This is a genomic window from Variovorax trehalosi (genome assembly GCF_051216415.1).
Classification (GTDB): Bacteria; Pseudomonadota; Gammaproteobacteria; order Burkholderiales; family Burkholderiaceae_C; genus Variovorax.
Genome location: NZ_JBPJZG010000001.1, coordinates 140997 through 163724, shown reverse-complemented (window position 1 = coordinate 163724; position 22728 = coordinate 140997). Strand labels below are relative to the sequence as shown.

28 protein-coding genes are annotated in these 22728 nt (G+C 66.4%); 24 read left to right on the top strand and 4 right to left on the bottom strand.

The features are described from left to right. Positions 1 to 2: 2 nt before the first annotated feature. Positions 3 to 1295 (top strand): YeaH/YhbH family protein, encoded by a 1293-nt coding sequence (locus tag ACSFA7_RS00800; RefSeq protein WP_206178158.1) that lies wholly within the window; start codon positions 3 to 5, stop codon positions 1293 to 1295. Beyond that, positions 1292 to 2842, top strand: coding sequence for a SpoVR family protein (locus ACSFA7_RS00795; RefSeq protein ID WP_435497640.1), 1551 nt, complete (start codon positions 1292 to 1294; stop codon positions 2840 to 2842). The genes ACSFA7_RS00800 and ACSFA7_RS00795 overlap by 4 nt, the downstream gene beginning before the upstream one ends. A 12-nt stretch (positions 2843 to 2854) precedes the next feature. Here the strand turns inward: ACSFA7_RS00795 and aroQ are convergent, their stop codons facing one another. Together aroQ and ACSFA7_RS00785 are read right to left on the bottom strand one after the other, a co-directional pair. Continuing rightward, positions 2855 to 3295, bottom strand: a complete 441-nt coding sequence (gene aroQ, locus ACSFA7_RS00790) for a type II 3-dehydroquinate dehydratase (protein WP_042578586.1) — start codon at positions 3293 to 3295, stop codon at positions 2855 to 2857. Between the two features lie 32 nt (positions 3296 to 3327). Continuing rightward, positions 3328 to 4299 carry a LysR family transcriptional regulator gene (locus tag ACSFA7_RS00785; protein ID WP_435497639.1) on the bottom strand — a complete coding sequence of 324 codons (972 nt, stop codon included), beginning with the start codon at positions 4297 to 4299 and terminating at the stop codon, positions 3328 to 3330. A 162-nt stretch (positions 4300 to 4461) separates the two neighbouring features. On the opposite strand from ACSFA7_RS00785, the gene ACSFA7_RS00780 reads away from it, so the two are divergent. The 12 genes from ACSFA7_RS00780 to ACSFA7_RS00725 are packed head-to-tail and all read left to right on the top strand — an operon-like array spanning position 4462 to position 13027. Beyond that, entirely contained in the window at positions 4462 to 5541 is a 1080-nt protein-coding gene (locus ACSFA7_RS00780; RefSeq protein ID WP_435497638.1) for a BMP family ABC transporter substrate-binding protein, read from the top strand. Between the two features lie 14 nt (positions 5542 to 5555). Beyond that, positions 5556 to 6227 (top strand): Rieske 2Fe-2S domain-containing protein, encoded by a 672-nt coding sequence (locus ACSFA7_RS00775; protein WP_435497637.1) that lies wholly within the window; start codon positions 5556 to 5558, stop codon positions 6225 to 6227. A gap of 10 nt (positions 6228 to 6237) precedes the next feature. After that, on the top strand, positions 6238 to 7101 hold the full coding sequence (locus ACSFA7_RS00770; protein WP_435497636.1) for an aromatic ring-hydroxylating dioxygenase subunit alpha: 864 nt from the start codon (positions 6238 to 6240) through the stop codon (positions 7099 to 7101). Continuing rightward, positions 7098 to 7748, top strand: coding sequence for a glutathione S-transferase family protein (locus ACSFA7_RS00765; protein WP_435497635.1), 651 nt, complete (start codon positions 7098 to 7100; stop codon positions 7746 to 7748). The genes ACSFA7_RS00770 and ACSFA7_RS00765 overlap by 4 nt, the downstream gene beginning before the upstream one ends. Before the next feature lie 50 nt (positions 7749 to 7798). Then, on the top strand, positions 7799 to 8905 hold the full coding sequence (locus ACSFA7_RS00760; RefSeq protein ID WP_435497634.1) for an S-(hydroxymethyl)glutathione dehydrogenase/class III alcohol dehydrogenase: 1107 nt from the start codon (positions 7799 to 7801) through the stop codon (positions 8903 to 8905). Positions 8906 to 8924: 19 nt separating this feature from the next. Next, the gene (locus ACSFA7_RS00755) at positions 8925 to 9845 is read left to right on the top strand and encodes an alpha/beta fold hydrolase (protein WP_435497633.1); all 921 of its coding nucleotides are present in this window, start codon (positions 8925 to 8927) and stop codon (positions 9843 to 9845) included. After that, the gene (gene fghA, locus ACSFA7_RS00750) at positions 9842 to 10720 is read left to right on the top strand and encodes an S-formylglutathione hydrolase (protein WP_435497632.1); all 879 of its coding nucleotides are present in this window, start codon (positions 9842 to 9844) and stop codon (positions 10718 to 10720) included. Before ACSFA7_RS00755 ends, fghA begins: the two co-directional genes overlap by 4 nt. Before the next feature lie 36 nt (positions 10721 to 10756). After that, positions 10757 to 11251, top strand: a complete 495-nt coding sequence (locus ACSFA7_RS00745) for a GNAT family N-acetyltransferase (RefSeq protein ID WP_435497631.1) — start codon at positions 10757 to 10759, stop codon at positions 11249 to 11251. 25 nt (positions 11252 to 11276) lie between these two features. Next, entirely contained in the window at positions 11277 to 11666 is a 390-nt protein-coding gene (locus tag ACSFA7_RS00740) for a VOC family protein (RefSeq protein ID WP_435497630.1), read from the top strand. Positions 11667 to 11685: 19 nt separating this feature from the next. After that, on the top strand, positions 11686 to 11997 hold the full coding sequence (locus tag ACSFA7_RS00735) for a YciI-like protein (protein WP_435497629.1): 312 nt from the start codon (positions 11686 to 11688) through the stop codon (positions 11995 to 11997). Further along, positions 11994 to 12419, top strand: a complete 426-nt coding sequence (locus tag ACSFA7_RS00730; RefSeq protein WP_435497628.1) for a TfoX/Sxy family protein — start codon at positions 11994 to 11996, stop codon at positions 12417 to 12419. The genes ACSFA7_RS00735 and ACSFA7_RS00730 overlap by 4 nt, the downstream gene beginning before the upstream one ends. Next, positions 12416 to 13027: a 3'-5' exonuclease gene (locus ACSFA7_RS00725; protein WP_435497627.1), complete on the top strand. Its 612-nt coding sequence runs from the start codon at positions 12416 to 12418 to the stop codon at positions 13025 to 13027. Before ACSFA7_RS00730 ends, ACSFA7_RS00725 begins: the two co-directional genes overlap by 4 nt. A gap of 15 nt (positions 13028 to 13042) precedes the next feature. Here the strand turns inward: ACSFA7_RS00725 and ACSFA7_RS00720 are convergent, their stop codons facing one another. Further along, complete coding sequence (locus ACSFA7_RS00720; RefSeq protein WP_435497626.1) at positions 13043 to 13771, bottom strand: alpha/beta fold hydrolase; 729 nt, start codon at positions 13769 to 13771, stop codon at positions 13043 to 13045. A gap of 142 nt (positions 13772 to 13913) precedes the next feature. Between ACSFA7_RS00720 and ACSFA7_RS00715 the strand changes: the two genes are divergently transcribed. From ACSFA7_RS00715 to ACSFA7_RS00680, 8 genes are all read left to right on the top strand, one after another. Next, the gene (locus ACSFA7_RS00715; protein ID WP_435497625.1) at positions 13914 to 14237 is read left to right on the top strand and encodes an ArsR/SmtB family transcription factor; all 324 of its coding nucleotides are present in this window, start codon (positions 13914 to 13916) and stop codon (positions 14235 to 14237) included. A gap of 52 nt (positions 14238 to 14289) precedes the next feature. Further along, positions 14290 to 14757 (top strand): ArsI/CadI family heavy metal resistance metalloenzyme, encoded by a 468-nt coding sequence (locus ACSFA7_RS00710; RefSeq protein WP_435497624.1) that lies wholly within the window; start codon positions 14290 to 14292, stop codon positions 14755 to 14757. A 51-nt stretch (positions 14758 to 14808) separates the two neighbouring features. Next, positions 14809 to 15303: an arsenate reductase ArsC gene (locus ACSFA7_RS00705; protein WP_435497623.1), complete on the top strand. Its 495-nt coding sequence runs from the start codon at positions 14809 to 14811 to the stop codon at positions 15301 to 15303. Position 15304: 1 nt separating this feature from the next. After that, the gene (locus ACSFA7_RS00700) at positions 15305 to 15790 is read left to right on the top strand and encodes an arsenate reductase ArsC (protein ID WP_435497622.1); all 486 of its coding nucleotides are present in this window, start codon (positions 15305 to 15307) and stop codon (positions 15788 to 15790) included. Between the two features lie 82 nt (positions 15791 to 15872). Continuing rightward, entirely contained in the window at positions 15873 to 17159 is a 1287-nt protein-coding gene (locus tag ACSFA7_RS00695; protein ID WP_435497621.1) for an arsenic transporter, read from the top strand. 37 nt (positions 17160 to 17196) lie between these two features. Next, the gene (gene arsC / locus ACSFA7_RS00690; protein WP_435497620.1) at positions 17197 to 17628 is read left to right on the top strand and encodes an arsenate reductase (glutaredoxin); all 432 of its coding nucleotides are present in this window, start codon (positions 17197 to 17199) and stop codon (positions 17626 to 17628) included. Beyond that, a complete protein-coding gene (gene arsH, locus ACSFA7_RS00685; protein WP_435497619.1) occupies positions 17612 to 18331 on the top strand; it encodes an arsenical resistance protein ArsH in 720 nt (239 codons plus the stop codon). Before arsC ends, arsH begins: the two co-directional genes overlap by 17 nt. A 16-nt stretch (positions 18332 to 18347) precedes the next feature. Continuing rightward, positions 18348 to 19568: an MFS transporter gene (locus ACSFA7_RS00680; protein WP_435497618.1), complete on the top strand. Its 1221-nt coding sequence runs from the start codon at positions 18348 to 18350 to the stop codon at positions 19566 to 19568. Here ACSFA7_RS00680 and ACSFA7_RS00675 read toward each other — a convergent pair. Further along, on the bottom strand, positions 19548 to 20519 hold the full coding sequence (locus ACSFA7_RS00675; protein WP_435497617.1) for a helix-turn-helix domain-containing protein: 972 nt from the start codon (positions 20517 to 20519) through the stop codon (positions 19548 to 19550). The two genes, ACSFA7_RS00680 and ACSFA7_RS00675, sit on opposite strands and share 21 nt — an antisense overlap. Before the next feature lie 140 nt (positions 20520 to 20659). Between ACSFA7_RS00675 and gnd the strand changes: the two genes are divergently transcribed. Both gnd and ACSFA7_RS00665 read left to right on the top strand, forming a co-directional pair. After that, entirely contained in the window at positions 20660 to 22081 is a 1422-nt protein-coding gene (gene gnd / locus ACSFA7_RS00670; protein WP_435497616.1) for a decarboxylating NADP(+)-dependent phosphogluconate dehydrogenase, read from the top strand. 4 nt (positions 22082 to 22085) lie between these two features. After that, a complete protein-coding gene (locus ACSFA7_RS00665; protein ID WP_435497615.1) occupies positions 22086 to 22640 on the top strand; it encodes a GNAT family N-acetyltransferase in 555 nt (184 codons plus the stop codon). Positions 22641 to 22728 lie beyond the last annotated feature (88 nt).

Below are 22728 nucleotides of genomic sequence, written 5' to 3'. Positions count from 1 at the left end.
TCGTGGCCATCCTGCAGCAGATCATCGACCGCCGGCTATCGGGCAAGAACAAGTCCATTGGCAACCGCGAGCGCTTCCTTCGGCGCTACAAGGGGCAGATCCAGGAGGCGGTGCGGCGCGCAGTCAGCGGCCGCAACATCCGCGAGCTGGAGCAAGGCGAAGACGTGACCCTGCCGCGCCACGATGTGTCCGAACCGGTGTTCGGACATGCCCGTGGCGGCGACCGCGAGTACGTGCATCCGGGCAACCAGGAGTACCTGAAGGGCGACCGCATCGCCCGCCCCGACGGCCAGGGCGGCGGTGGCTCAGGAAGTGGCGAGGCCAGCGACAGCGGTGAAGGCGAAGACGACTTCGTCTTCCGCCTCACCCGCGAAGAATTCATGCGTGTCTTCTTCGACGACCTGGCGCTCCCGCACCTCATCCGCACCCAGATCGCCGACGTGCCCGAGTGGAAGAGCCACCGCGCCGGCTTCACGAGCGATGGCTCGCCCAACAATCTGCACGTGGTGCGCTCGATGCGCGGAGCGCTCGCGCGTCGCATTGCGCTGGGCGGCGAACCGCGCAAGGAACTCAAGCGCCTCGAGGCGCATCTGCTGCACCTGAAGGCGCATCCGCAGGCCACGACGGCGCTGATCGAGAAGGAAATCCGCGAGACCGAGGAGCTCATCGCCGAGCTGCGCCGCACCATGCGGCACGTGCCCTACATCGACCCCATCGACCTGCGCTACCGCAACCGCGTGAAGACGCCGGTGCCCAGCGCCAAGGCGGTGATGTTCTGCCTCATGGACGTGTCGGGCTCGATGGACGAGGCGCGCAAGGACATGGCCAAGCGCTTCTTCATGCTGCTCTACATGTTCCTCACGCGGCACTACGAGACCATCGACCTCGTGTTCCTGCGCCACCACACGCAGGCGCAGGAAGTGACCGAGGAAGAGTTCTTCCACGCCACCGAGACCGGCGGCACCGTGGTCTCCAGCGCGCTGGTGCTGATGGACGAGATCATCAAGGCGCGCTACCCGAGCGGCGAATGGAACGTCTACGGCGCGCAGGCCAGCGACGGCGACAACTGGCACCAGGACAGCGGCCGCTGCCGCGAGCTGCTGGTCAACGACATCCTGCCGGTGGTGCGCTACTACGCCTACGTGCAGGTGGCCGAGACCGAGCAGAACCTGTGGCAGGAATACGCGCAGCTCGAAGGCGTGCAGCCCAACTTCGCGATGCGCAAGGTCTCCGACGCCCAAGACATCTACCCCGTGTTCCGCGACCTGTTCAAGAAGGAAGGGGTCACCTCATGAACACCACCGCCGCCACCGACCGCCCTCCTTCGGACCTGAAGCTGGAGCGCCTGCCCAGTCCCTCGGACTGGACTTTCGAGCTCATCGAGACCTATCACACCGAAATCGCGAAGACGGCGAAGGGCTTCGGCTTGGACACCTACCCCAACCAGCTAGAGGTGATCACCGCCGAGCAGATGATGGATGCCTACGCCAGCGTGGGCATGCCGATGATCTACCGCCACTGGTCGTACGGCAAACAGTTCATCGCGACGGAGAAGAACTACAAGCGCGGCCACATGGGCCTGGCCTACGAGATCGTCATCAACTCCGATCCGTGCATCGCCTACCTGATGGAAGAAAACACCATGGCCATGCAGGCCCTGGTGATTGCGCATGCGGCCTACGGCCACAACAGCTTCTTCAAGGGCAATTACCTGTTCCGGATGTGGACCGATGCGTCGTCCATCATCGACTACCTCGTCTATGCGCGCCACTACATCGCCGAGTGCGAGGAGCGGCACGGCCTCGATGCAGTGGAGGAACTGCTCGACTCCTGCCATGCGCTGATGAACTACGGTGTCGACCGCTATCGCCGCCCGCAGAAACGCTCGCTCGCGCAGGAGAGCGTGCAACGCGCCGATCGCGAGCGCCACATGCAACAGCAGGTGAACGACCTCTGGCGCACGCTGCCCAAGCGCGCCGAGCAGGCGGCCGAATCCGACGCCACGCGGCGCTTTCCGTCGGAGCCGCAGGAGAACCTGCTCTATTTCATCGAGAAGAACGCCGCGCTGCTCGAACCCTGGCAGCGCGAGGTGGTGCGCATCGTGCGCAAGATCGCGCAGTACTTCTATCCGCAGCGGCAAACGCAGGTGATGAACGAAGGCTGGGCCACCTTCTGGCACTACACGCTGCTCAACACCATGTATGAGCGCGGCCAGTTGGCCGACGGCTTCATGATGGAATGGCTCAGCTCGCACACGGGCGTGATCTTCCAGCCGCCGGTGGGCCACCGCGCCTACAGCGGCATCAACCCCTATGCACTGGGCTTCGCGATGTTCACCGAGCTGCGCCGCGTCTGCGAGAAGCCCACCGAGGAAGACCGCCGCTGGTTCCCCGACTTCGCCGGCAGCGACTGGGTCAAGACGCTCGACTACGCGATGCGCAACTTCAAGGACGAGAGCTTCATCGGCCAGTTCCTGAGCCCAAAGACGATGCGCGATTTCCGCCTGTTCTCCATTCGCGACTTCCAGAGCGAAGCCGAGCTCGAGGTCTCCGCCATCCACGACGACAGCGGCTACCAGTCGCTGCGCGAATCCCTCTCACGCCAGTACGACATCAGCAGCCGCGAGCCCGACATCCAGGTGTGGAGCGTGGCCACGCGCGGCGACCGCTCGTTGACGCTGCGGCACACGCAGCGCAACAACCTGCCGCTGCACGACGGGGCGGAAGAAGTGCTCAAGCACGTCGCGCGACTCTGGGGCTTCGACGTGCATCTGGAGAGCATCGACAGCGCTGGCCGCATCAGCCGCAGCTGGAAGGCCGCGGCACCCAAGCAGATGTATTGATTCGCTGGCGGTTCAGGGCACCAGCGCGGCAATCGCCAGCGTGTAGCCCTTGACGCCCAGCCCCACGATGATCCCGCGCGCCGCAGGCGAGATGTAGGACTTGTGGCGGAACTCCTCGCGCGCATGCACGTTCGAGATGTGCAGCTCGATCAGCGGCACGCTCGCCCCCTTGATCGCATCGTGCAGCGCGATCGAAGTGTGGGTGTAGGCGCCGGGGTTCATCACCACGCCGAGCATGTGGCCCGCAGCCACTTCGCGGCCCGCTTCCTGGATCCAGTCGACCAGCACGCCTTCGTGGTTCGACTGGCGACATTCGATCTCCACGCCGAGCTTTGCGCCCGTGTCCTTGCACAGGCGCTCGACATCGGCCAGCGTGTCGCGTCCGTATTGCTCGGGCTCGCGCGTGCCGAGCAGGTTGAGGTTGGGGCCGTTGAGGACGAGGATTTTCTTCATGATGGATCAGGCGAACGTCGGGCGGGCCGTCATTATGGTCTTGCACCCGCCTTGCCCCGCCGGGCCGCGGACGAGCCCACGTAGTAGTTGTACGAATCGATGTCCACCACGCAGCGCGCCATCAGGTCGACGAACGCGCGCAGTTTCTGCCCCATGTAGCGCTGCCGCTGGTAGGCGCAGTAGATGCGCCGCGGCTCCGGTTGCCATTGCGGCAGCACCGGCACGAGCACGCCCTGCGCCACTTCGGGCCGCGCGAAGAAGGCCGGCAGCAGCGCGACGCCGAAGCCGTCGATGCAGAAGGTCTTCATCACCCAGTGGTCGTTGGTCTCGAAGGCGGGCTCCGGGCGAAAGGCGTAGCTGCCCGATGCACCCGAGACCAGCAGCACCTGCGACGGCCCCGAGGCCTCCTTCATGACGATCGAGCGGTGATCCAGCAGGTCGTCGGGCACCTGTGGCACGCCCTGGCGCTCGAGGTACTGCGGGCTCGCATAGAGGCCGTAGTTCAGCCGGCCCAGCAGCTTGGCGACGAGGTTCGGCACGTCGGGCGGCTCGGAGCACACGTAGCAATCGACGTCGCCGATCTGCGGCGCATTCAGACGGCTCGCCACGTCGAGCTGGCAGCGCACGTTCGGGTGCGACTCCAGGAACAGCTTCACCACATGGCAGACGAACGAGGTGCTGAACTGCGTATCGGACAGCAAGGAAAGACTGCCCGAGACGCCCGCCGTGATCTCCTGGATCTCAGTGCGTGCCGTCTCCAGCCGGCCTGTCACGTCGTCCAGCAAGCCTTCGCAGCGCGCGAAGAAGGCGCGCCCGGCCTCGGTCGCCGTGACGCGGCGCGAGCTGCGCATCAGCAGTTGCGCGCCCAGCAGTTCCTCCAGCCGCGTGAGCTGCCGGCTCAGCGTGGCCTTGGAGACGCCCGACAGGCTCTCGGCCTTCGTGAGGCTGCCGCTTTGCATGACCAGCACGAAGGCCTGCACCAGCGCCAGATCGATGCCGGTCACGCGCGGTCTCCTTCGGCGAAAGCTGGCCGTTTCAGAAATGAAAAGTTGCGTCTCGGCATGTGGCTTTCATCGGGTGGAAAGAAACGGTACGGTCTGCGCGGGCGTAGCGAATGCTATGCCAAGCCCCACCGAGCCCCGCTCCCCACGATTGGAGAAAACCCGATGCACAGCCCTGCCCGACGTACCCTGCTCTCCGCCGGCGTCGCCGCCTCCCTGCTCCCGTTGCGCGCCGCCTGGGCGGCGGGGCCGCTCAAGATCGGCTTCGTCTTCCTCGGCCCGGTCGGCGACACCGGCTGGACCTACCAGCACGACCTCGGGCGGCGCGAGCTCGAGAAGAACCTCGGCACGCAGGTCAGCGTGCGCACCGTGCCCGACACCAACGAGGGCCCCGATTCCGAGCGCGTGGCGCGCGAGCTCTCGGCCGATGGCTGCAAGCTGATCTTCGGCGCCTCCTTCGGCTACATGAAGCCGATGCTTTCGGTCGCCAACGACAACCCCGACACGAAGTACCTGATCGCCAGCGGCTACCAGACCGCGAAAAACTTCGGCGGCTACAACGCCCGCTGGCACGAAGGCGGCTATCTCGCGGGCATCGTGGCGGGCAGGACCACGCGCTCCAACACCATCGGCTTCGTCGGCGCGCACCCGGTGCCCGATGTGATGTGGTACCTGAACGCCTTCACGCTCGGCGCGCGCAGCGTCAACCCGAAGGCGATGGTGCATGTGGTGTTCATCAACTCGTGGTTCGATCCGCCCAAGGAGCGCGACGCCGCTGTCGCGCTGATGAACCAGGGCGCCGACGTGCTCACGCACTTCACCGACACGCCCGCCGTGACCACCGCGGCCGAAGCGCGCGGCGTGGGCGTCATCTCCTTCCATTCCGACATGCGCAGCCATGCGCCGAAGAACTACCTCACGGGCGTTACCCACCACTGGGGCGGCTTCTACACGCGGGTGGCGCGCGAGGTGATGGCCGGCACCTGGAAGCCCAGCCTCTACCTGGGTGGCATCGCCGACGGCGTGGTGAAGATGGCGCCGATGGGCCCGCGCGTTCCGAAAGATGTCGCCGAGCTTGTGCAGGCGAAGGAGCGCGACATCGCGAGCGGCAAGCTGCAAGTGTTCGGTGGCCCCATCAAGGACCAGAAAGGCGCGATTCGCGTGGCAGCCGGCAGCAATGTGGCGGACGCGGACCTCGGAAAGATGGACTGGTTCGCCGAAGGCGTGATGGGCGGCTCGCGCTGAGGGCCACGAACGACATGACCGATCCGACCACTTCCACCTGGCACCCCGTGGCGCCATCTGCCGGCGTACATCCCGGCGCCAACATCGTCGCCGGCTTCGCCGAGGGCCAGGAGCTCGCGCTCTGGCGATCGGCCAGCGGCGCGGCGCAGGCCTGGGAAAACCGCTGCCCGCACCGCAGCGTGCGCTTCACGCTCGGCCAGGTCATCGAAGACCGCCTCTCCTGCGCGTACCACGGCTGGCAGTACGCCGCGGGCAACGGGCAATGCGTCAGCATTCCGGCCCATCCGGCGATGCAGGCGCCGCGCAACGTCTGCGCCAAGGTGTTCGGCGCGGTCGATGCGGGCGGCATGCTGTGGGTCAACCTCACGCGAGACGCATCGTCTGCACCGCCTTCGCTGGCCGAGGCCGTGCCGGCCGGTTGGCACTTCTGCCGCACGCTGACGCTGCGTGCCGGCGCAGAGAACGTGCGCAATGTGCTTGCACGGCGCGGCTTCGCGGCCGATGCGGCACCGGGCACATTTCGAGGCACGCTCGACGGAGTGAAGACCGTTGCGCTGGTGCTCGACGCACAACCGCAGCTCACCTTCGTCCACCTGTGGACCGAGGCGCCGCCCGGCTCCGACGCGATGAAGACCCTCCACACAGCCGCGCGCAACCTGCGCGGCACCATCGAAACACAAGGCTGAAGGAACCCCGATGCCCTTCGTCACCGACGATCCCAACATGCGCGACGACTGGCTCGTCGTCGGATCTGCAAGCGCGCTCTCCGGCACCTCCGAACGGCAACCGCATGCCACCTGCCTGCTCGGCGAAACGCTTTCGCTCTGGGCCGATGCCGACGGCACGCCGCAATGCCGTCTCGACGCACAGCCACTGGCCGTGCAATTGCGCTACGGCTACCTCTGGGTCTGCCCCAGCGGTCACCCTGCGCGCCCGCTCTTTGCATTCCCGGAATACGCCGAACCCGGCCGCCGCACCGTCGATTGCGGCGGCATCGGCGTGGCGGTGTCGGGCCTGCGCGTGATCGAGAACTTCCTGGACATGGCGCACTTCCCCTTCGTGCATGCCGACTACCTCGGCAAGGTGCCGCACACCGAGGTGGCGCAGTACCAGGTGGACATCGACCCCGCCACCGGGGAGATCTGGGCCACCGACTGCCGCTTCTGGCAGCCCCGGGCCTCGGCCGCGCACGACACCGGCAGCAACGTGCTCTACACCTACCGCGTGATGCAGCCCTTCTCGGCCATGCTCTACAAGTCGAGCCTGCGCCCCGACGCGCAGGACGCCATCGGCCTTTTCCTGCAGCCGATCGACGACGAGCATGTGATCGCCCACACGATCCTTGCCTGCTTCGACGAGGTCTCCACCGACGCCGAACTCATCGCCTTCCAGCAAACGATCTTCGGGCAGGACAAGCCGATCCTGGAGAACCACGCCTTCAAGCGCATGCCGCTCGAAGGCCGCGCCGAGACGCCGACGCGCGGCGACACCTCCTCGGTCACCTATCGCCGCTGGCTGCGCGAGCGCGGCATGCGCTTCGGCACGAGGGCCGCCGCATGACGACGATGCTGAAGCTGTACGACTATCCGCTCTCGGGCAACTGCTTCAAGGTGCGGCAGATGCTGGCGTGGCTCGGTGTTGCCCATGAATCCGTGCCGGTCGACTTCTACCCGGGGCGCGAACACAAGTCGGCCGCATTTCTTGCGAACGTCAATCCGCTCGGACAGCTCCCGGTGATCGACGACGGCGGCTTCGTGCTGCGCGATGCGCAGGCCATCCTGGTCTACCTCGCGAGCCGCCATGACGCGCGCGGCCCCTGGTATCCGGACGATGCAAAGCTGCGCGGCCAGGTCGCGATGTGGCTCGCCACCGCCGACGAGATCACCCGCACCGCCTCGGCCGCGCGCCTGCACGATGCGCTCGGCTACCACCACCTGGACATCGACGCCTGCCGCAGCGGCGCGCGCGCCGTGTTCCGCATGCTCGACGACCACCTCGCCGAACAGGCCAGCGCGGGCCTGCGCTGGCTGGCTTCGGCACCCGATCCGACGATTGCCGACCTCGCCTGCTTCCCGTATGTCGCGCTGGCTGGCGAAGGCGGTATCTCGCTCGACGAGTTCCCGGCCCTGCGGAACTGGGTCTGGAATTTCCGACACCTGCCCGGGTTCATCGGGATGTCGGGTATCTTCCCTGCTGGCCCTGCCTGAGTATTCTTGGGGTCTGCCCCTCCCTCTCCCTCTTTTCCCCCGAACCCGCCATGAAAACCAAAGCCGCCGTCGCCTGGAAATCCGGAGCCCCCCTCACCATCGAAACCGTGGACCTCGAAGGCCCCAAGTTCGGCGAAGTCCTGGTCGAGATCAAGGCCACCGGCATCTGCCACACCGACTACTACACGCTCTCGGGCGCCGACCCCGAAGGCATCTTCCCCGCGATCCTCGGCCATGAAGGCGCGGGCATCGTGGTCGACGTGGGCCCCGGCGTCACCACGCTGAAAAAAGGCGACCACGTCATTCCGCTCTACACGCCCGAATGCCGCCACTGCAAGTTCTGCCTCTCGCGCAAGACCAACCTGTGCCAGCTGATCCGCGGCACGCAGGGCAAGGGCCTGATGCCCGACGGCACCTCGCGTTTCAGCCTCGACGGCAAGCCCATCGCGCATTACATGGGCACCTCGACCTTCAGCAACTACACCGTTGCCCCTGAAATCTCGCTCGCCAAGATCCGCAAGGACGCCCCCTTCGACAAGGTCTGCTACATCGGCTGCGGCGTGACCACCGGCATCGGCGCGGTGATCTTCACGGCCAAGGTGGAAGCCGGCGCCAACGTGGTGGTGTTCGGCCTCGGCGGCATCGGCCTCAATGTGATCCAGGGCGCCAAGATGGTGGGCGCGGACAAGATCATCGGCGTCGACCTGAACCCCGAGCGCGAAGCCATGGCACGCAAGTTCGGCATGACGCACTTCATCAACCCGAAGGACACCGAAAACGTGGTCGATGCCATCGTGCAATTGACCGACGGCGGCGCCGACTACAGCTTCGAGTGCATCGGCAACACCAAGGTGATGCGCCAGGCGCTGGAATGCACGCACAAGGGCTGGGGCCGCAGCATCATCATCGGCGTGGCGGAAGCGGGCGCCGAAATCAGCACGCGGCCATTCCAGCTGGTCACCGGCCGCAAATGGGAAGGCTCGGCCTTCGGCGGCGCACGCGGCCGCACCGACGTGCCGAAGATCGTGGACTGGTACATGGAAGGCAAGATCAACATCGACGACCTGATCACGCACACCATGCCGCTGGAAGACATCAACAAGGGCTTCGACCTGATGAAGCGCGGCGAGTCGATTCGCGGCGTGGTTCTGTACTGAGCACTGCGAGGCACCCGCCATGAATCGCATGGAGCCATTGCGCAAGATCGAGGCGGGCGTCCTCGAAGTCGCCTACCATGAAGCCGGCCCTGCAGATGGCCCACCCGTGCTGCTGATGCACGGCTTTCCGTACGACATCCACACCTACGCCGAAGTCGCGCCGATGCTCGCAAGCCAAGGCTGCCGCGTGATCGTGCCGTACATGCGCGGCTACGGCGCCACGCGCTTCCTCGCCGATGCCACGCCCCGCTCGGGCGAGCAGGCGGCCTTCGGCGCCGACCTGCTCGCGCTGCTCGATGCATTGAAGATCGAACGCGCTGTGCTCGCCGGCTACGACTGGGGCGGCCGCGCCGCCTGCGTGGTCGCGGCGCTGTGGCCCGAACGCTGCGCGGGGTTGGTATCGCTCAACAGCTACAACATCCAGAACATCGCCAAGGCGATGGAGCCGGACACGGCCGAGAACGAGCACAGCCTCTGGTACCAGTACTACTTCCACAGCGAGCGCGGCCGGGCCGGCCTCGCAAAGGACCGCAAGGCCATCGCGAAACTGCTCTGGAAGCTGTGGTCGCCGACCTGGCAGTTCGACGACGCCACCTTCGAGCGCAGCGCCACTGCCTTCGACCATCCGGACTTCGTCGAGGTGGTGATCCATTCGTACCGCCACCGCTTCGGCCTCGTGCCCGGCGACCCGGCGTATGCGGACGTCGAACGCCGCCTTGCCGCGCAACCGGCGATCACCGTGCCCGCCATCACCTTCGACGGCATCGACGACGGCGTGCGGCCACCGGCCGATGCCGCGGCCCACGCACATCGTTTCAGCGGTCCGCGCTCGCATCGCCTCGTGCCCGGCGCGGGCCACAACCTGCCGCAGGAAGCACCGCGCACCTTCGCCGATGCGGTGCTCGAACTGGTGCCCGCATTGCGCAACAACAAGCCATGACCGACCACACCCCCAAGACCTTGTCCGAACACCCTTGCTTCGGCGGCGTGCAGAGCTTTCACGAGCATGCGTCGCAAGAGATCGGGTTGCCGATGCGCTTCTCGGTCTACCTGCCACCGCAGGCTGCGAACGGGCCGGTGCCGGCCCTGCTCTACCTCGCGGGCCTCACCTGCAATGAAGAGACCTTCGCCATCAAGGCCGGCGCGCAGCGCATGGCCGCAAGCCTGGGCATCGCGCTGATCGCGCCCGACACCAGCCCGCGCGGCCCCGCCGCCGAGTGCGTGCCCGGCGCGAAGGACGACTGGGACTTCGGCATCGGCGCCGGCTTCTACCTCGACGCCACGCGCGAACCATGGGCCACGCACTGGCGCATGGAAAGCTGGATCGTCCACGAACTGCTGCCGCTCGTGGCGCAGCACTTCGCCATCGACGGGCATCGCATCGGCATCTTCGGCCACTCGATGGGCGGCCATGGCGCGCTCACGCTGGCGCTGCGGCATCCGGGGCGCTTCAAGTCGCTCTCGGCCTTCGCGCCGATCTGTGCACCCACGCAGTGCCCGTGGGGTGAGAAGGCGTTCAACGGCTACCTCGGCGCGCCGGGCGTCGACCGCGCACAGTGGCTCGCTCATGACGCGAGCGCACTCATGCAGTCTCAGACCGTCGCGCCCTACCCGCAAGGCATCCTGATCGACCAGGGGCTGGCCGACAAATTCCTTGCCGAGCAGTTGCATCCGGAGGCGTTCGAGGCCGCCTGCTTCGCTGCCGGCCAGCCGCTCACGCTGCGCCGGCACGCGGGCTACGACCACGGCTACTACTTCATCCAGAGCTTCATGGCCGACCACATCGCGCACCACGCGCAATCACTGCACGCCTGATCGACTGCGGCGGATACGCGCCGTATCATGAAACGCATGTCCGCCGCCCAAATCCCCGCCTTCCACCTGCGGTCGCGCGACGGCACCGCCGAAGAGAGCCTCGTGCTGGCCGGCATCTGGCGGCGTGCATGGATCTCGGCCAACCGCGGCGCCGCCTTTACCGAACCCATTTCGCACTGGCTGCGCCGCGTGCAGACCGAATTCGTGCCACCGGCCGAGGTGGTGCTGGCCGAGCGCGATGGCCAGGTGCTCGCGTTCATGGTGCTGCTGGAGCGGCGCGAGTACGTGGCCCAGCTCTTCGTCGAGCCGCACCTGCGCAACCAGGGCCTCGGGCAGGCGCTGCTGGACGAAGCCTGCGTGCGCATACCGACCGGCTGGCGGCTGCACGTGGCCACCACCAACACCGCCGCGCAGCGCTTCTACGAACGCTATGGCCTCGTGCGCGGCACGGTCGACCACCACCCCACCAGCGGACGCGAACGCATCGCCTACCATTGGTCGCCCTCGCGCCCGCCATGGCGGGTGGATTGAGCGGCCCCTCATTCCTGGTTTTGTCATGCGCATCGATCACATCGCACTCTGGACCACCGATCTCGAACGCTGCAAGCGCTTCTATGTCGACTACTTCGGCGCGACGGCCGGCGCCGGCTACGTGAACCCGACGAAAGGCTTCGCCTCCTGCTTCCTGAGCCTGGGCGATGGCGCCCGCATCGAGGCGATGACGACCCGCACGCTCACGCCCGTCACGGCCGAAGCCGGCGCGCAGCGCATGGGCTGGACGCACCTGGCGATCAGCGTGGGCTCCGATGCCGCCGTCGACGCGCTCACACAACGCCTGAAGGCCGACGGCTATCCACTGCTCGACGGCCCACGCCGCACCGGCGACGGCTACTACGAGAGCGTGGTGCTCGACCCGGACGGCAACCGCATCGAAATCACGGCATGAACCCCGCGGAGACCCCCTCATGCATTACCTGCTGATCTACGACACCGCCCCCGACTACCTCGAACGCCGCGGGGAGTTCCGCGACGTGCACCTGGCCTTCGCCTGGCAGTCGGTGGAGCGCGGCGAGCTGCTGCTCGGCGGCGCCACCGGCAACCCGCCGGATGGCGCGGTGCTGCTGTTCGAGGCCGAATCGCCCGAGGTGCCGGAGGCTTTTGCCAAAGCCGACCCGTATGTGCTGAACGGCATCGTCACCGGCTGGCGGGTGAAGGCCTGGAACACCGTGGTCGGCGCGCAGGCATCGACGCCAGTCAGGCCGGACGCTGCACGATGAGCGAGTTCGTCCAGAGCCTGCACGAGACCTTCGAGCGCCTGGGCCGTATCCAGACGCGCCGCATGTTCGGCGGCCACGGCGTGTGGCACGAGGGCCGCATGATCGCGCTCGTTTTCAAGGACACGCTGTACCTCAAGTCCGACGCCGAAAGCGCCGGGCATTTCGACAAGCTGAATCTGCCGCCCTTCACCTATGTGCGCCAGGGCAAGTCGATGCCGATGTCGTACCGGCAAGCCCCGGCCGACTTCTTCGAAGACCGCGAAGAAGCCGCGCGCTGGGGCCGCCTCGCCTACGAAGCCGCCTTGCGTTCGGGTCAGCCTCCGAAACAGCCCAAGCCCAAGGCCGCAGCGAAGAAAATGGCAGCCAAAAAGACACCCGCAAAGAAAGCCCCAGTGAAGACCAAGAAAGCATCCTCTCGGTGAGCGACAACACATCCAAGTTGCAGCCCCTGCCCGAACGCGAGCAGATCGCCCTGCTCGAGCCCTTCGAGGGCCTGGACCTGAAGGACATCGTCGTCGTCACCACGCTGCAGGAGGCCGAGCACGCCGCAGCCACCTTGCTGACCGCCGGAGTCGCCGGCTTCGACACCGAATCCAAGCCCACCTTCGCGAAGAACGAGGTCTCGGGCGGACCGCACGTGGTGCAGTTCGCCACGCGCGAGACGGCCTGGCTCTTCCAGCTGCATCGCACCGAATGCAACCCGGTGGTCGCCGCGCTGATCGCCTCGACCGAATTGAAGAAGGTCGGCTTCGGCCTCTCGACCGACCTCACGCTGATCCGCAACCGCCTGAACATCGAGCCGGGCGCGGTGTACGACATCGACAACGAATTCCGCCGCCGCGGCTACCGCAAGTCGGTGGGCGTGAAGACGGCGGTGGCGCTGGTGTTCGACCGCCGCTTCATGAAGTCGCGCAAGGCGACCACCTCGAACTGGGCCAACAAGCAGTTGACAGAGTCGCAGATCCGCTACGCGGCCAACGATGCCTATGCATCGATTCGCGTGTTCGACGCGCTCTTTGCCGGCGCCTGAATCCGCAGCAGGGCCTCAGTCGCGCCCCGCCTCCAGGATCGCCTGCGCGAGCCGCGCGGGATTCGAGAAGAACATCTCGTGGCTGCCGGGGCACTCCACCAGCCTGAAAAGTCCCAGCCGCTCCGACAGGCGCGGATGCCACGGCAGGCTGTGCGGCAGCGCAATGTCCTGCTGGCAATTGACGTAGGACTTGCCGAGCGCGAGCGCCGCGAGCGGCTGCTTGAGCTGGATCTTGTCGGTGAAGGTGCGGTACGCGTGCGGATTCAGCTTGTCATAGGCGGCCTGCGCGAGTGCGAGATCGGCATCGTTGATGAAGGCCTCGCGCCAGATCTCGAACGGCAAGGTCACGGCGTTGCCGTTCGCTCCGGCGATGGCATCGAACATCGTCACGTAGTGCGGCGGCACCATGTCGTTGAGCGATTCGCCATCGAGCGGCACGAAGGCGTTGATGTACACCAGCCGCTTCAACCGGTGCGCAATGCGGTCCGCCACGCCCGAGATCACCATGCCGCCGTAGCTGTGGCCCGCCAGGCGCACGTCGGTCAGGTCTTTCTCCTCGATGTAGCGCACGGCCGAGGCGATCGCATCGTCCAGGCCGATGGTCGCGCGGTCGTCGCCGGGCCGGTTGCCAGCCAGCGTCGGGCAATGCACGGTGTGACCGGCTTTGCGCAGGTGATCGGCCACGGCTTCGATTTCCGCGCCGGTATGCCAGGCGCCGTGGACGAGAACGTAGGTGTCGGACATGGGTGTCTCCTTCTTCGATGGAAAAGAGAACGACTGTAGGAACGGGTGCGCGCTCCGGATGGCCGTGGCCTGCCAGGGCCATGGCCGGTTCGCGCCATCTGCCGGGGTTGCCATTATTCAATAATTCAAAGATACTTGAATCATGGAAGAAAACGACGTCGTCCGATCCCTGGCTGCCCTCGCGCAGCCGATCCGCCTGAGGGTGTTTCGCGCACTGGTGGTGGCTGGCCCCGCGGGCCTGACGCCCAGTGCGCTGACCGAGGCACTGGAGGTTTCTGCCACCGGCCTGTCCTTCCACCTCAAGGAGCTTGTGCACGCGAGCCTGATCTCGCAGGAGCGGCAGGGCCGCAACCTCATCTACCGCGCGTCGTTCGATCGGATGAATGCCTTGCTGGGCTACCTCACCGAGAACTGCTGCGAAGGGCAGGCATGTCTGGCAGACGCCGATGCGTCCTGTGCCTGCTGATGGTTTTCGCCCCTCGTTGTCCCCTCTCAACACCCATCTCGGAGAACCTGTCATGAAGCGGTTTCACGTTCATCTGCACGTCGATGATCTGAGCAAGAGCATCGCGTTCTACTCCCACCTCTTTGCGGCAGAGCCTGCGCGCGTCGAGCGCGATTACGCGAAATGGATGTTGGACGACCCGCGGGTCAATTTCGCGATCTCCACGCGGGGAGATGGCACGGGCATCGACCATCTCGGCATCCAGGCCGAGGATGAAAGCGAACTGGCTGAACTCAAGAGTCGTGCGCAGGCCGCGGACAAGACTCTGTTTGATGAGGGCGCCACGGTCTGTTGCTATTCCAGGAGCGAGAAGCACTGGGTCACCGACCCGCAAGGCGTGGCATGGGAGCACTACAGAACGATGGACGCTTCCAAGATGTTCGGTCAGGGGCGCGACCAGGTCAGCCAACAGGTGCAAGGCCTGGCCACGAAGGCCGCCGGACGACTGGGGCTGCAAAAAAACGCCTGCTGCGGCCAGTGATGCCCATTTGGACACCTTCGCATCCTTAACCTGAAACCCGGTTTTCGCACCATGACCGAACGCAAACACAACGTGCTCTTCATCTGCACGGGCAACTCTGCCCGCTCCATCCTGGCCGAGGGGATCCTCGACCACCTGGGTTCGGACCGCTTCACCGCCTTCTCGGCGGGAAGCCATCCCAGGGGCGCCGTGCATCCGCTCGCGCTGGCCACATTGCGCAACCTGCATTTCAAGGACTCCGGCTATCGAAGCAAAAGCTGGGGGGAGTACGCGAAAGACGGCGCACCGCACATGGACTTCGTCATCACCGTGTGCGACCAGGCCGCGGGCGAGGTCTGCCCGGTCTGGCCCGGTCAACCCATCACCGCGCACTGGGGCCTGGCCGACCCGGCGGCCGTCGAAGGGTCGGACGAGGCGAAGCAGCGCGCCTTCACCGACGCGGCGGTCACGCTCAAGCGCCGCATCGAGTTCCTGCTTTCGCTCCCGCTCGTCAAGCTCGAGACCCTGGCCATTCAACGCGAAGTTCGCGACATCGGAACCCGCTGACATGACGACAAATATCCTGATCCTCTGCACGCACAACTCGGCACGCAGCGTGCTGGCGGAGGGCATGTTCAACCATTGGGCGCAGGAACTCGGTGTCGACGCGCGCGCCCACAGCGCAGGCAGCGCACCGAGCGGGCGCATCAACCCGGTGGCCATCGAAGTGCTCGAAGCCGCGGGCATCGACACCTCCAGCTATCGCAGCAAGAGCTGGGATGAATTCGCGGCACCCGGCGCACCGGCCCTGCGCGTGGTGATCACCGTGTGCGACAGCGCGGCAGAGGAAACCTGCCCCTACTGGCCCGGCTCGCCCGTGACCATGCACTGGGGCTACCCCGACCCGTCCAACGCCGGAACGAACGCGGAAGAAAAGCGCGCGGCCTTCGAGTCCACCCGCCAGGCCATCGGCGAGCGCATGCGCAAGCTGGCGCAAACGCCCTTCGACACGCTGGACGAAGCACAACTTCGCGCGGCCCTTCGAAGCATCTGATCCGGGGGCGGAAATTCCCGCCCTTTGTGCATCTTCGACGCGAGTCATCGCACCCCATCGCAATCCAAGAGAAACTTTTCAAATGCTCGCGGCCATCCTGATCTTCGTCTTCACGCTCGTGCTCGTCATCTGGCAGCCACGCGGCCTGGGCATCGGCTGGAGCGCTTCGCTCGGCGCCGTCATTGCGTTGCTCCTTGGCGTGGTTCACCTCGCGGACATCCCGGTCGTCTGGGGCATCGTATGGAACGCGACCGCGACCTTCGTTGCCGTCATCATCATCAGCCTGCTGCTCGATGAAGCCGGCTTCTTCGAATGGGCCGCGCTGCACGTGGCGCGCTGGGGCAACGGGCGCGGCTGGCTGCTGTTTGCATTCATCGTGCTGCTGGGCGCAGCGGTCTCGGCGCTCTTCGCCAACGATGGCGCCGCGCTGATCCTCACGCCCATCGTGATGGCCATGCTCGTCGCGCTGGGCTTCACGCCCGCCGCCACGCTCGCGTTCGTGATGGCGGCCGGCTTCATCGCGGATACGGCCAGCCTGCCGCTGATCGTGTCGAACCTGGTGAACATCGTCTCGGCCGACTTCTTCAAGATCGGCTTCAACGAATACGCATCGGTCATGGTGCCGGTGAACATCGCGGCCGTGCTCGCGAGCCTGCTGGTGCTGATGCTCTACTTTCGCCGCGGCATTCCAGCGAGCTACGACGTGGCCCAGCTCAAGGCGCCAGTCGACGCGATTCGCGATCCGGCGACGTTCCGGGCCGGCTGGATCGTGCTGGTGCTCCTGCTCATCGGCTTCTTCGGCCTGGAGCCGCTGGGCGTTCCCGTCAGCGCGGTGGCGGCCGTGGGTGCGGTCATCCTTCTGGGCGTTGCGGCGCGCGGACATGTCATCAGCACGCGCAAGGTGCTGCACGGGGCGCCTTGGCAGATCGTGATCTTCTCGCTGGGCATGTACCTGGTGGTCTACGGCCTGCGCAACGCAGGTTTGACCGGCCAGATCGCCTCGCTGCTGAACGTCTTCGCGGAAAGCGGCGTCTGGGGCGCTGCCATGGGCACGGGCTTTCTCACGGCCGCACTTTCATCGGTGATGAACAACATGCCGACCGTGCTGATCGGTGCGCTCTCCATCGACGCATCGAGCGCGAGCGGCATCGTGAAGGAAGCCATGATCTACGCCAACGTGATCGGCTGCGACCTGGGCCCCAAGATCACGCCGATCGGCAGTCTGGCAACGCTGCTCTGGCTGCATGTGCTCGAGAAGAAGGGCACCACCATTGCCTGGGGCTACTACTTCAAGGTCGGCATCGTGATGACCATCCCCGTGCTCGCGGTCACGCTGGCCGCTCTTGCGCTTCGCTTGAGCCTCGGCTGAGACTGCGCCACCTCTCCACACCTACTTTTCGAATCTCATGAGCGACGTCACCATCTATCACAACCCCGCCTGCGGCACGTCCAGAAACGTGCTCGCGTTGATCCGCAACACGGGCGAGGCGCTCACGGTCATCGAGTACCTGAAGACCCCGCCCGATCGCGCCACGCTGAAGCAGCTGATCGCGGCCATGGGCGTGCCGGTGCGCGATGTGCTGCGCCGCAAGGGAACGCCTTTCGACGAACTCGGCCTCGACGATCCGAAGTGGACCGAAGAGCAACTGATCGACTTCATGGGGCAGCACCCGATCCTCATCAACCGGCCGATCGTGGTGACGCCGCTTGCCACGCGGCTGTGCCGACCTTCCGAAGCCGTGCTCGACATCCTGCCGCGCCCGCAGCTCGGCGCGTTCACCAAGGAAGACGGCGAAGCCGTGATCGACGCGAAAGGCCAGCGTGTCGCAAAGCCTTGATCTGCCCAACCTCGATCCGGAAGCCTTTCGCCGCCCCGATCTGCACAGCCTCCTGCCTGCAACGCGCGCCGCACATGCACCGCGCATCCTGCTGCTGTACGGCTCGGTGCGCGAGCGCTCATACAGCCGCCTGCTGACCGAGGAGGCCGCACGCCTGCTGCGTGCAATGGGTGCCGAGCCGCGCATCTACGACCCGCGCGGCCTGCCCCTGCCCGATGGCGAACCCGAAGACCATCCGAAGGTGCAGGAGCTGCGCGCGCTCGCGCAGTGGGCCGAGGGCATGGTGTGGACATCGCCCGAACGCCACGGCGCGATGACCGGCATCATGAAAGCGCAGATCGACTGGATCCCGCTGGCCGTCGGATCGGTGCGCCCCACGCAGGGCAAGACGCTCGCGGTGATGGAAGTGTCGGGCGGCTCGCAGTCGTTCAATGCGGTGAACCAGCTGCGCGTGCTCGGCCGCTGGATGCGCATGATCACGATCCCCAATCAGTCGTCGGTGGCGAAGGCCTTTCTCGAATTCGAGGAGAACGGCCGCATGAAGCCCTCGCCCTACTACGAGCGCGTGGTCGACGTGATGGAAGAGCTGGTGAAGTTCACGCTGCTCACGCGCGACTGCGCGGATTACCTGGTCGACCGCTACAGCGAGCGGCGCGAGAGCGCGGAAGCGCTGTCCAAGCGGGTCAACCTGCGCAGCATCTGAGCAAGGCCAACCCAGCGTGCAACACAGGACCACGACGACAGTGCTGCTCGGCGTGGCTCAGACCCTGGCGTGGGCCTCGTCTTACTACCTACCTGCGGTGCTGGCCGGCGCCATCGGCAAGGACATCGGCATTTCCACGTCCACGGTTTTCGGCGCCTTCTCGGTCGCACTGCTCGTTTCCGCCGGCATCGGGCCGTACGCCGGCCGGCTCATCGACCGCCTCGGCGGGCGCCCGGTGCTCATTGCCAGCAACGTGGTGTTTGCCGCAGGGCTGGCCGCACTGAGCCAGGCCACGCATGCCAGCCATGTGTTCGCCGCCTGGGCGCTGATGGGCCTGGCCATGGGCAGCGGGCTCTACGAAGCGGCGTTTGCTACGGTGGTGCGCCTGCACGGCCAGGATGCGCGCAGCGCAATCACTGGCATCACGCTGTTCGCGGGCTTTGCGAGCACCGTGGGTTGGCCGTTGTCGGCCTATCTGGAAAGCACCGTGGGTTGGCGCGGAGCATGTCTTGTGTGGGCGGCATTGCACCTGGTGATCGGTCTTCCCCTCAATGTGCTGCTGCCACGCGCTTCTCGCCCCGGTCAGACGTCGTCGAACGAAGCAACTGTCGGCCGGAAGGACACCGGCGCCGGACTTGCACCAGCGCAGCAGCGTCGCGCCGCGGTCCTGATGGCCTACGTCTTTGCCGTCACCTGGTTCATCAGCACGGCGATGGCCGCGCACCTTCCGGAGCTGCTGTTGGCCAGCGGCGCCACGCTGGCCGCAGCGGTTGGCATCGCCGCGCTGGTCGGGCCGGCCCAGGTGGTGGGGCGGGTGATCGAGTTCACTTTTCTAAAGCGCGCGCACCCGCTGCTCTCGGCCCGATTGGCCACCCTCGCTCACCCGCTGGGCGCGCTCTGTCTCGGCGTGTTCGGTACTTCGGCCGCTGCTGTCTTCGCGGTGTTGCACGGCTTGGGAAACGGCATCCTGACCATCGCCATCGGAACGCTTCCGCTGTTGATCTTCGGTGCCGAAGGCTATGGGCAACGACAAGGGTTCCTGATGGTGCCGGCGCGCATCGTTCAGGCCGGTGCACCCTTCTTGTTCGGGCTGGCGGTGGAACGATGGGACGACGGGGCCTTGTGGTTCTCGGCCCTGCTCGGCCTGTCGGCCTTCCTGGCGCTGTGGATCATGGCGATGGACATGGGAACGAAGGAGTCTGCCGGGCCCCCGACCTCAGGGGCGAAGGCGCCGTAGCTCGCCCGGCGTGTGGCCCAGGTGCCGGCGGCACTGCCGCACGAAATGCGAGGCGTCGCTCAGCCCCACGCGGAACCCGATCTCCGCGACGCTCAACCGGTCGAAGCGCGCATCGGCCAGCATGCGCTGCGCCACCTGCATGCGAAAGCCCGTGAGCGCGGTCGCAAAGGTGGTGTTGCCGTCGGCGAGACAGCGGTGCAGGCTGCGCTCCGAAATGCCCAGTTCGCGCGCCACGCCCGCGGCCGTGAGGCCCGGCTCGGCATGGCGCTCGCGGGTGGCGTCGAGCACGCGCTGGCGCAACGCGGCGCGGCTGCCCTGGTCGAGCGCTGCTGGCGCCTGCCCGAACGCCAGCGAGAGCAGCCCGCCCAACTGGTCGGTCAGCAGCGCCGCGGGCAGCGGCGGCTTCGCGGCCACTTCGGGCGTCAGTTGCTGTGCGAAGCCGCTGAGCACGCCGCCCCAGCCGCTGCACCCGTCGATGCGGCGCGCCACGAGGTCGCCGGCATCGGGCAGCCACGACTCGACCCACGCGGTCGGCAGTTCGAGCGAGAGGGTGTCGGCCGATTGCAGCAGATGAAACGCATAGCGGCGCCGCGAATCGACCAGCACCACGTCGCCGGGCAGCATGCGCGCGGAGCGTTCCTCCTGCACGGCCACCCAGGGCGAATCGGTCTTGCAGAGCAGGTAGTAGTAGTTGCTCCGGCTGTGGGCGATGGCGCGGCGCGTGCGGTAGACGTCCTGCGCGGTGCCGCGCACCCGGTTCACGCCGATGGGGCCGAGCGGCACGGATTCGAGCGTGGCGCCGAACGCGCCGGCGTCGGTGCTGGTCACGTCCATCTCGAGAAAGCCCTCGCAGATCGCGCCGATCCAGTAGTCCAGCCGCTGCGGCGGCGGCACGGTGTCGGTCGACCAGGCGTGTATGGCGGCGGGCGCGGAAGCGGCGGCGGGAGTCATCTCGCCAAACATAGCCAGCCCGGACCCGTTTGCCAAGCGGGTATAGACGCCCTCCGACGCCGGGCTGCGGTGGCCCCGGCACAATGACCGCCACATCCAACCCTCATCAACCGCATACCAAGGAAGGGCTCCGGGGAAACATGAGCAAGAAAAGCGATTTCGGACTGATCGGCCTGGCCGTGATGGGCCAGAACCTCGTGCTGAACGTGGAAAGCCGAGGCTTCCAGGTCAGCGTCTACAACCGCACCGAGGCCACCACCGAAGCCTTCGTCGCCGCGAACCCCGGCAAGAAGCTGGTGGGCGCCAAGACGCTCGAAGAGTTCGTCCAGAGCCTCGAGAAGCCCCGCAAGATCCAGATCATGGTCAAGGCCGGCGCGCCGGTCGACCAGGTGATCGAGCAACTCATTCCGCTGCTGGAGAAGGACGACATCGTCATCGACGGCGGCAACAGCCTCTACACCGACACCGAGCGCCGCGATGCCTACCTGAGCAGCAAGGGCCTGCGCTTCATCGGCGCGGGCGTCTCGGGCGGCGAGGAAGGCGCGCGCAAGGGCCCGTCGATCATGCCGGGCGGACCGCTCTCCACCTGGGAAGTGATGAAGCCGATCTTCGAGAGCATCGCGGCCAAGGTGGACGGCGAGCCCTGCGTCATTCACATCGGCCCCGGCGGCGCGGGCCACTACGTGAAGATGGTGCACAACGGCATCGAGTACGGCGACATGCAGCTCATCTGCGAGGCCTACAGCCTGTTCAAGGCAGCAGGCTTCAGCACCGACGAGATGGCCGCGATCTTCAACGAGTGGAACGACGGCGAGCTGCAGAGCTACCTGATCCAGATCACCGCCAAGGCACTCGAGCAGAAGGACCCGGAAACGGGCAAGCCGATCGTCGACCTGATCCTCGACAAGGCCGGCCAGAAGGGCACGGGCCAGTGGACGCTGATCAATGCGGCCGAGAACGCGGTGGTCATCAGCACCATCAACGCCGCCGTCGAGGCGCGGGTGCTGTCGTCGCAGAAAAAGGCGCGCGTGGCCGCCAGCAAGGTGCTGCAGGGACCGAAGGTCGAACTCTCGCTGGAGAAGAAGGCGCTGGTGGCCAAGGTGCACGACGCGCTCTATGCCTCCAAGGTCATCAGCTACACGCAGGGCTTCGACCTCATCAAGACGATGGGCGACAAGAAGGAATGGAAGCTCGACCTGGGCGGCATCGCGTCGATCTGGCGCGGCGGCTGCATCATCCGCGCGCGCTTTCTGAACCGCATCACCGACGCCTTCCGCACCGACGCGGCGCTGGCCAACCTGATGCTCGACCCCTTCTTCAAGGACCTGCTCAATCGCACGCAGCAGAACTGGCGCGAGGTGGTGGCGCTGGCGGTGAGCAACGGCATTCCGGTGCCGGCGTTCAGTGCGTCGCTGGCTTACTACGACAGCTACCGTACGGAGCGCCTGCCCGCGAACCTGCTGCAAGCGCAGCGCGACTTCTTCGGCGCGCACACGTATGAACGCGTGGACAAACCCGAAGGCCAGTTCTTCCACACAGACTGGCCCGAAGTCATCGGCTGATGCCATGCCGGCCGTCGGCTACCCCAGTCACCTTGTCGAAGACTGGCACCTCGCCGACGGCACGCCAGTGCGCATCCGCCCGATCCACGCCGACGACCTGCCGATGCACACGGCGTTCGTCGCGGGCCTGTCGAACGAAACGGGTTACCGCCGCCTGCTCTCGCCACGCAAGCCCCAGCCCGACGAGCTCTGGCGCATGACCCACATCGACTACGAGCGCGAGCTCGCGCTCATCGCGACCACCATGGTCGACGGCGCGGAGCAGCAGATGGGCGTGGTGCGCTACGTGCGAGGCGACACGCCCGAGACGGCGCACGTCGCCGAATTCGCCGTCGTGATCGGCGATGCGTGGCAGCACCGCGGCGTTGCCATGAAGCTCATGCGCAAGCTGATCGATGCGGCCACCGAAGCCGGCGTGAAGCAACTGGCGGACATCACGCTCTACGACAACGTCGGCATGCTGGCGTTGGCGCGCAAGCTGGGGTTCAGGGTGCAGCGCGATCCGGGGAATCCGAACGTCACGCGGCTGCGGTTGGCGCTCGATGCGCCCGCGCCCTAGCCAGCCCATCACCCGCAAGCGGGCACAGGTCCGCGCCCATTGTTTCCGGTCCAAGCGAGTAGTACGTCGCGTGAACGCCTGATGTTGG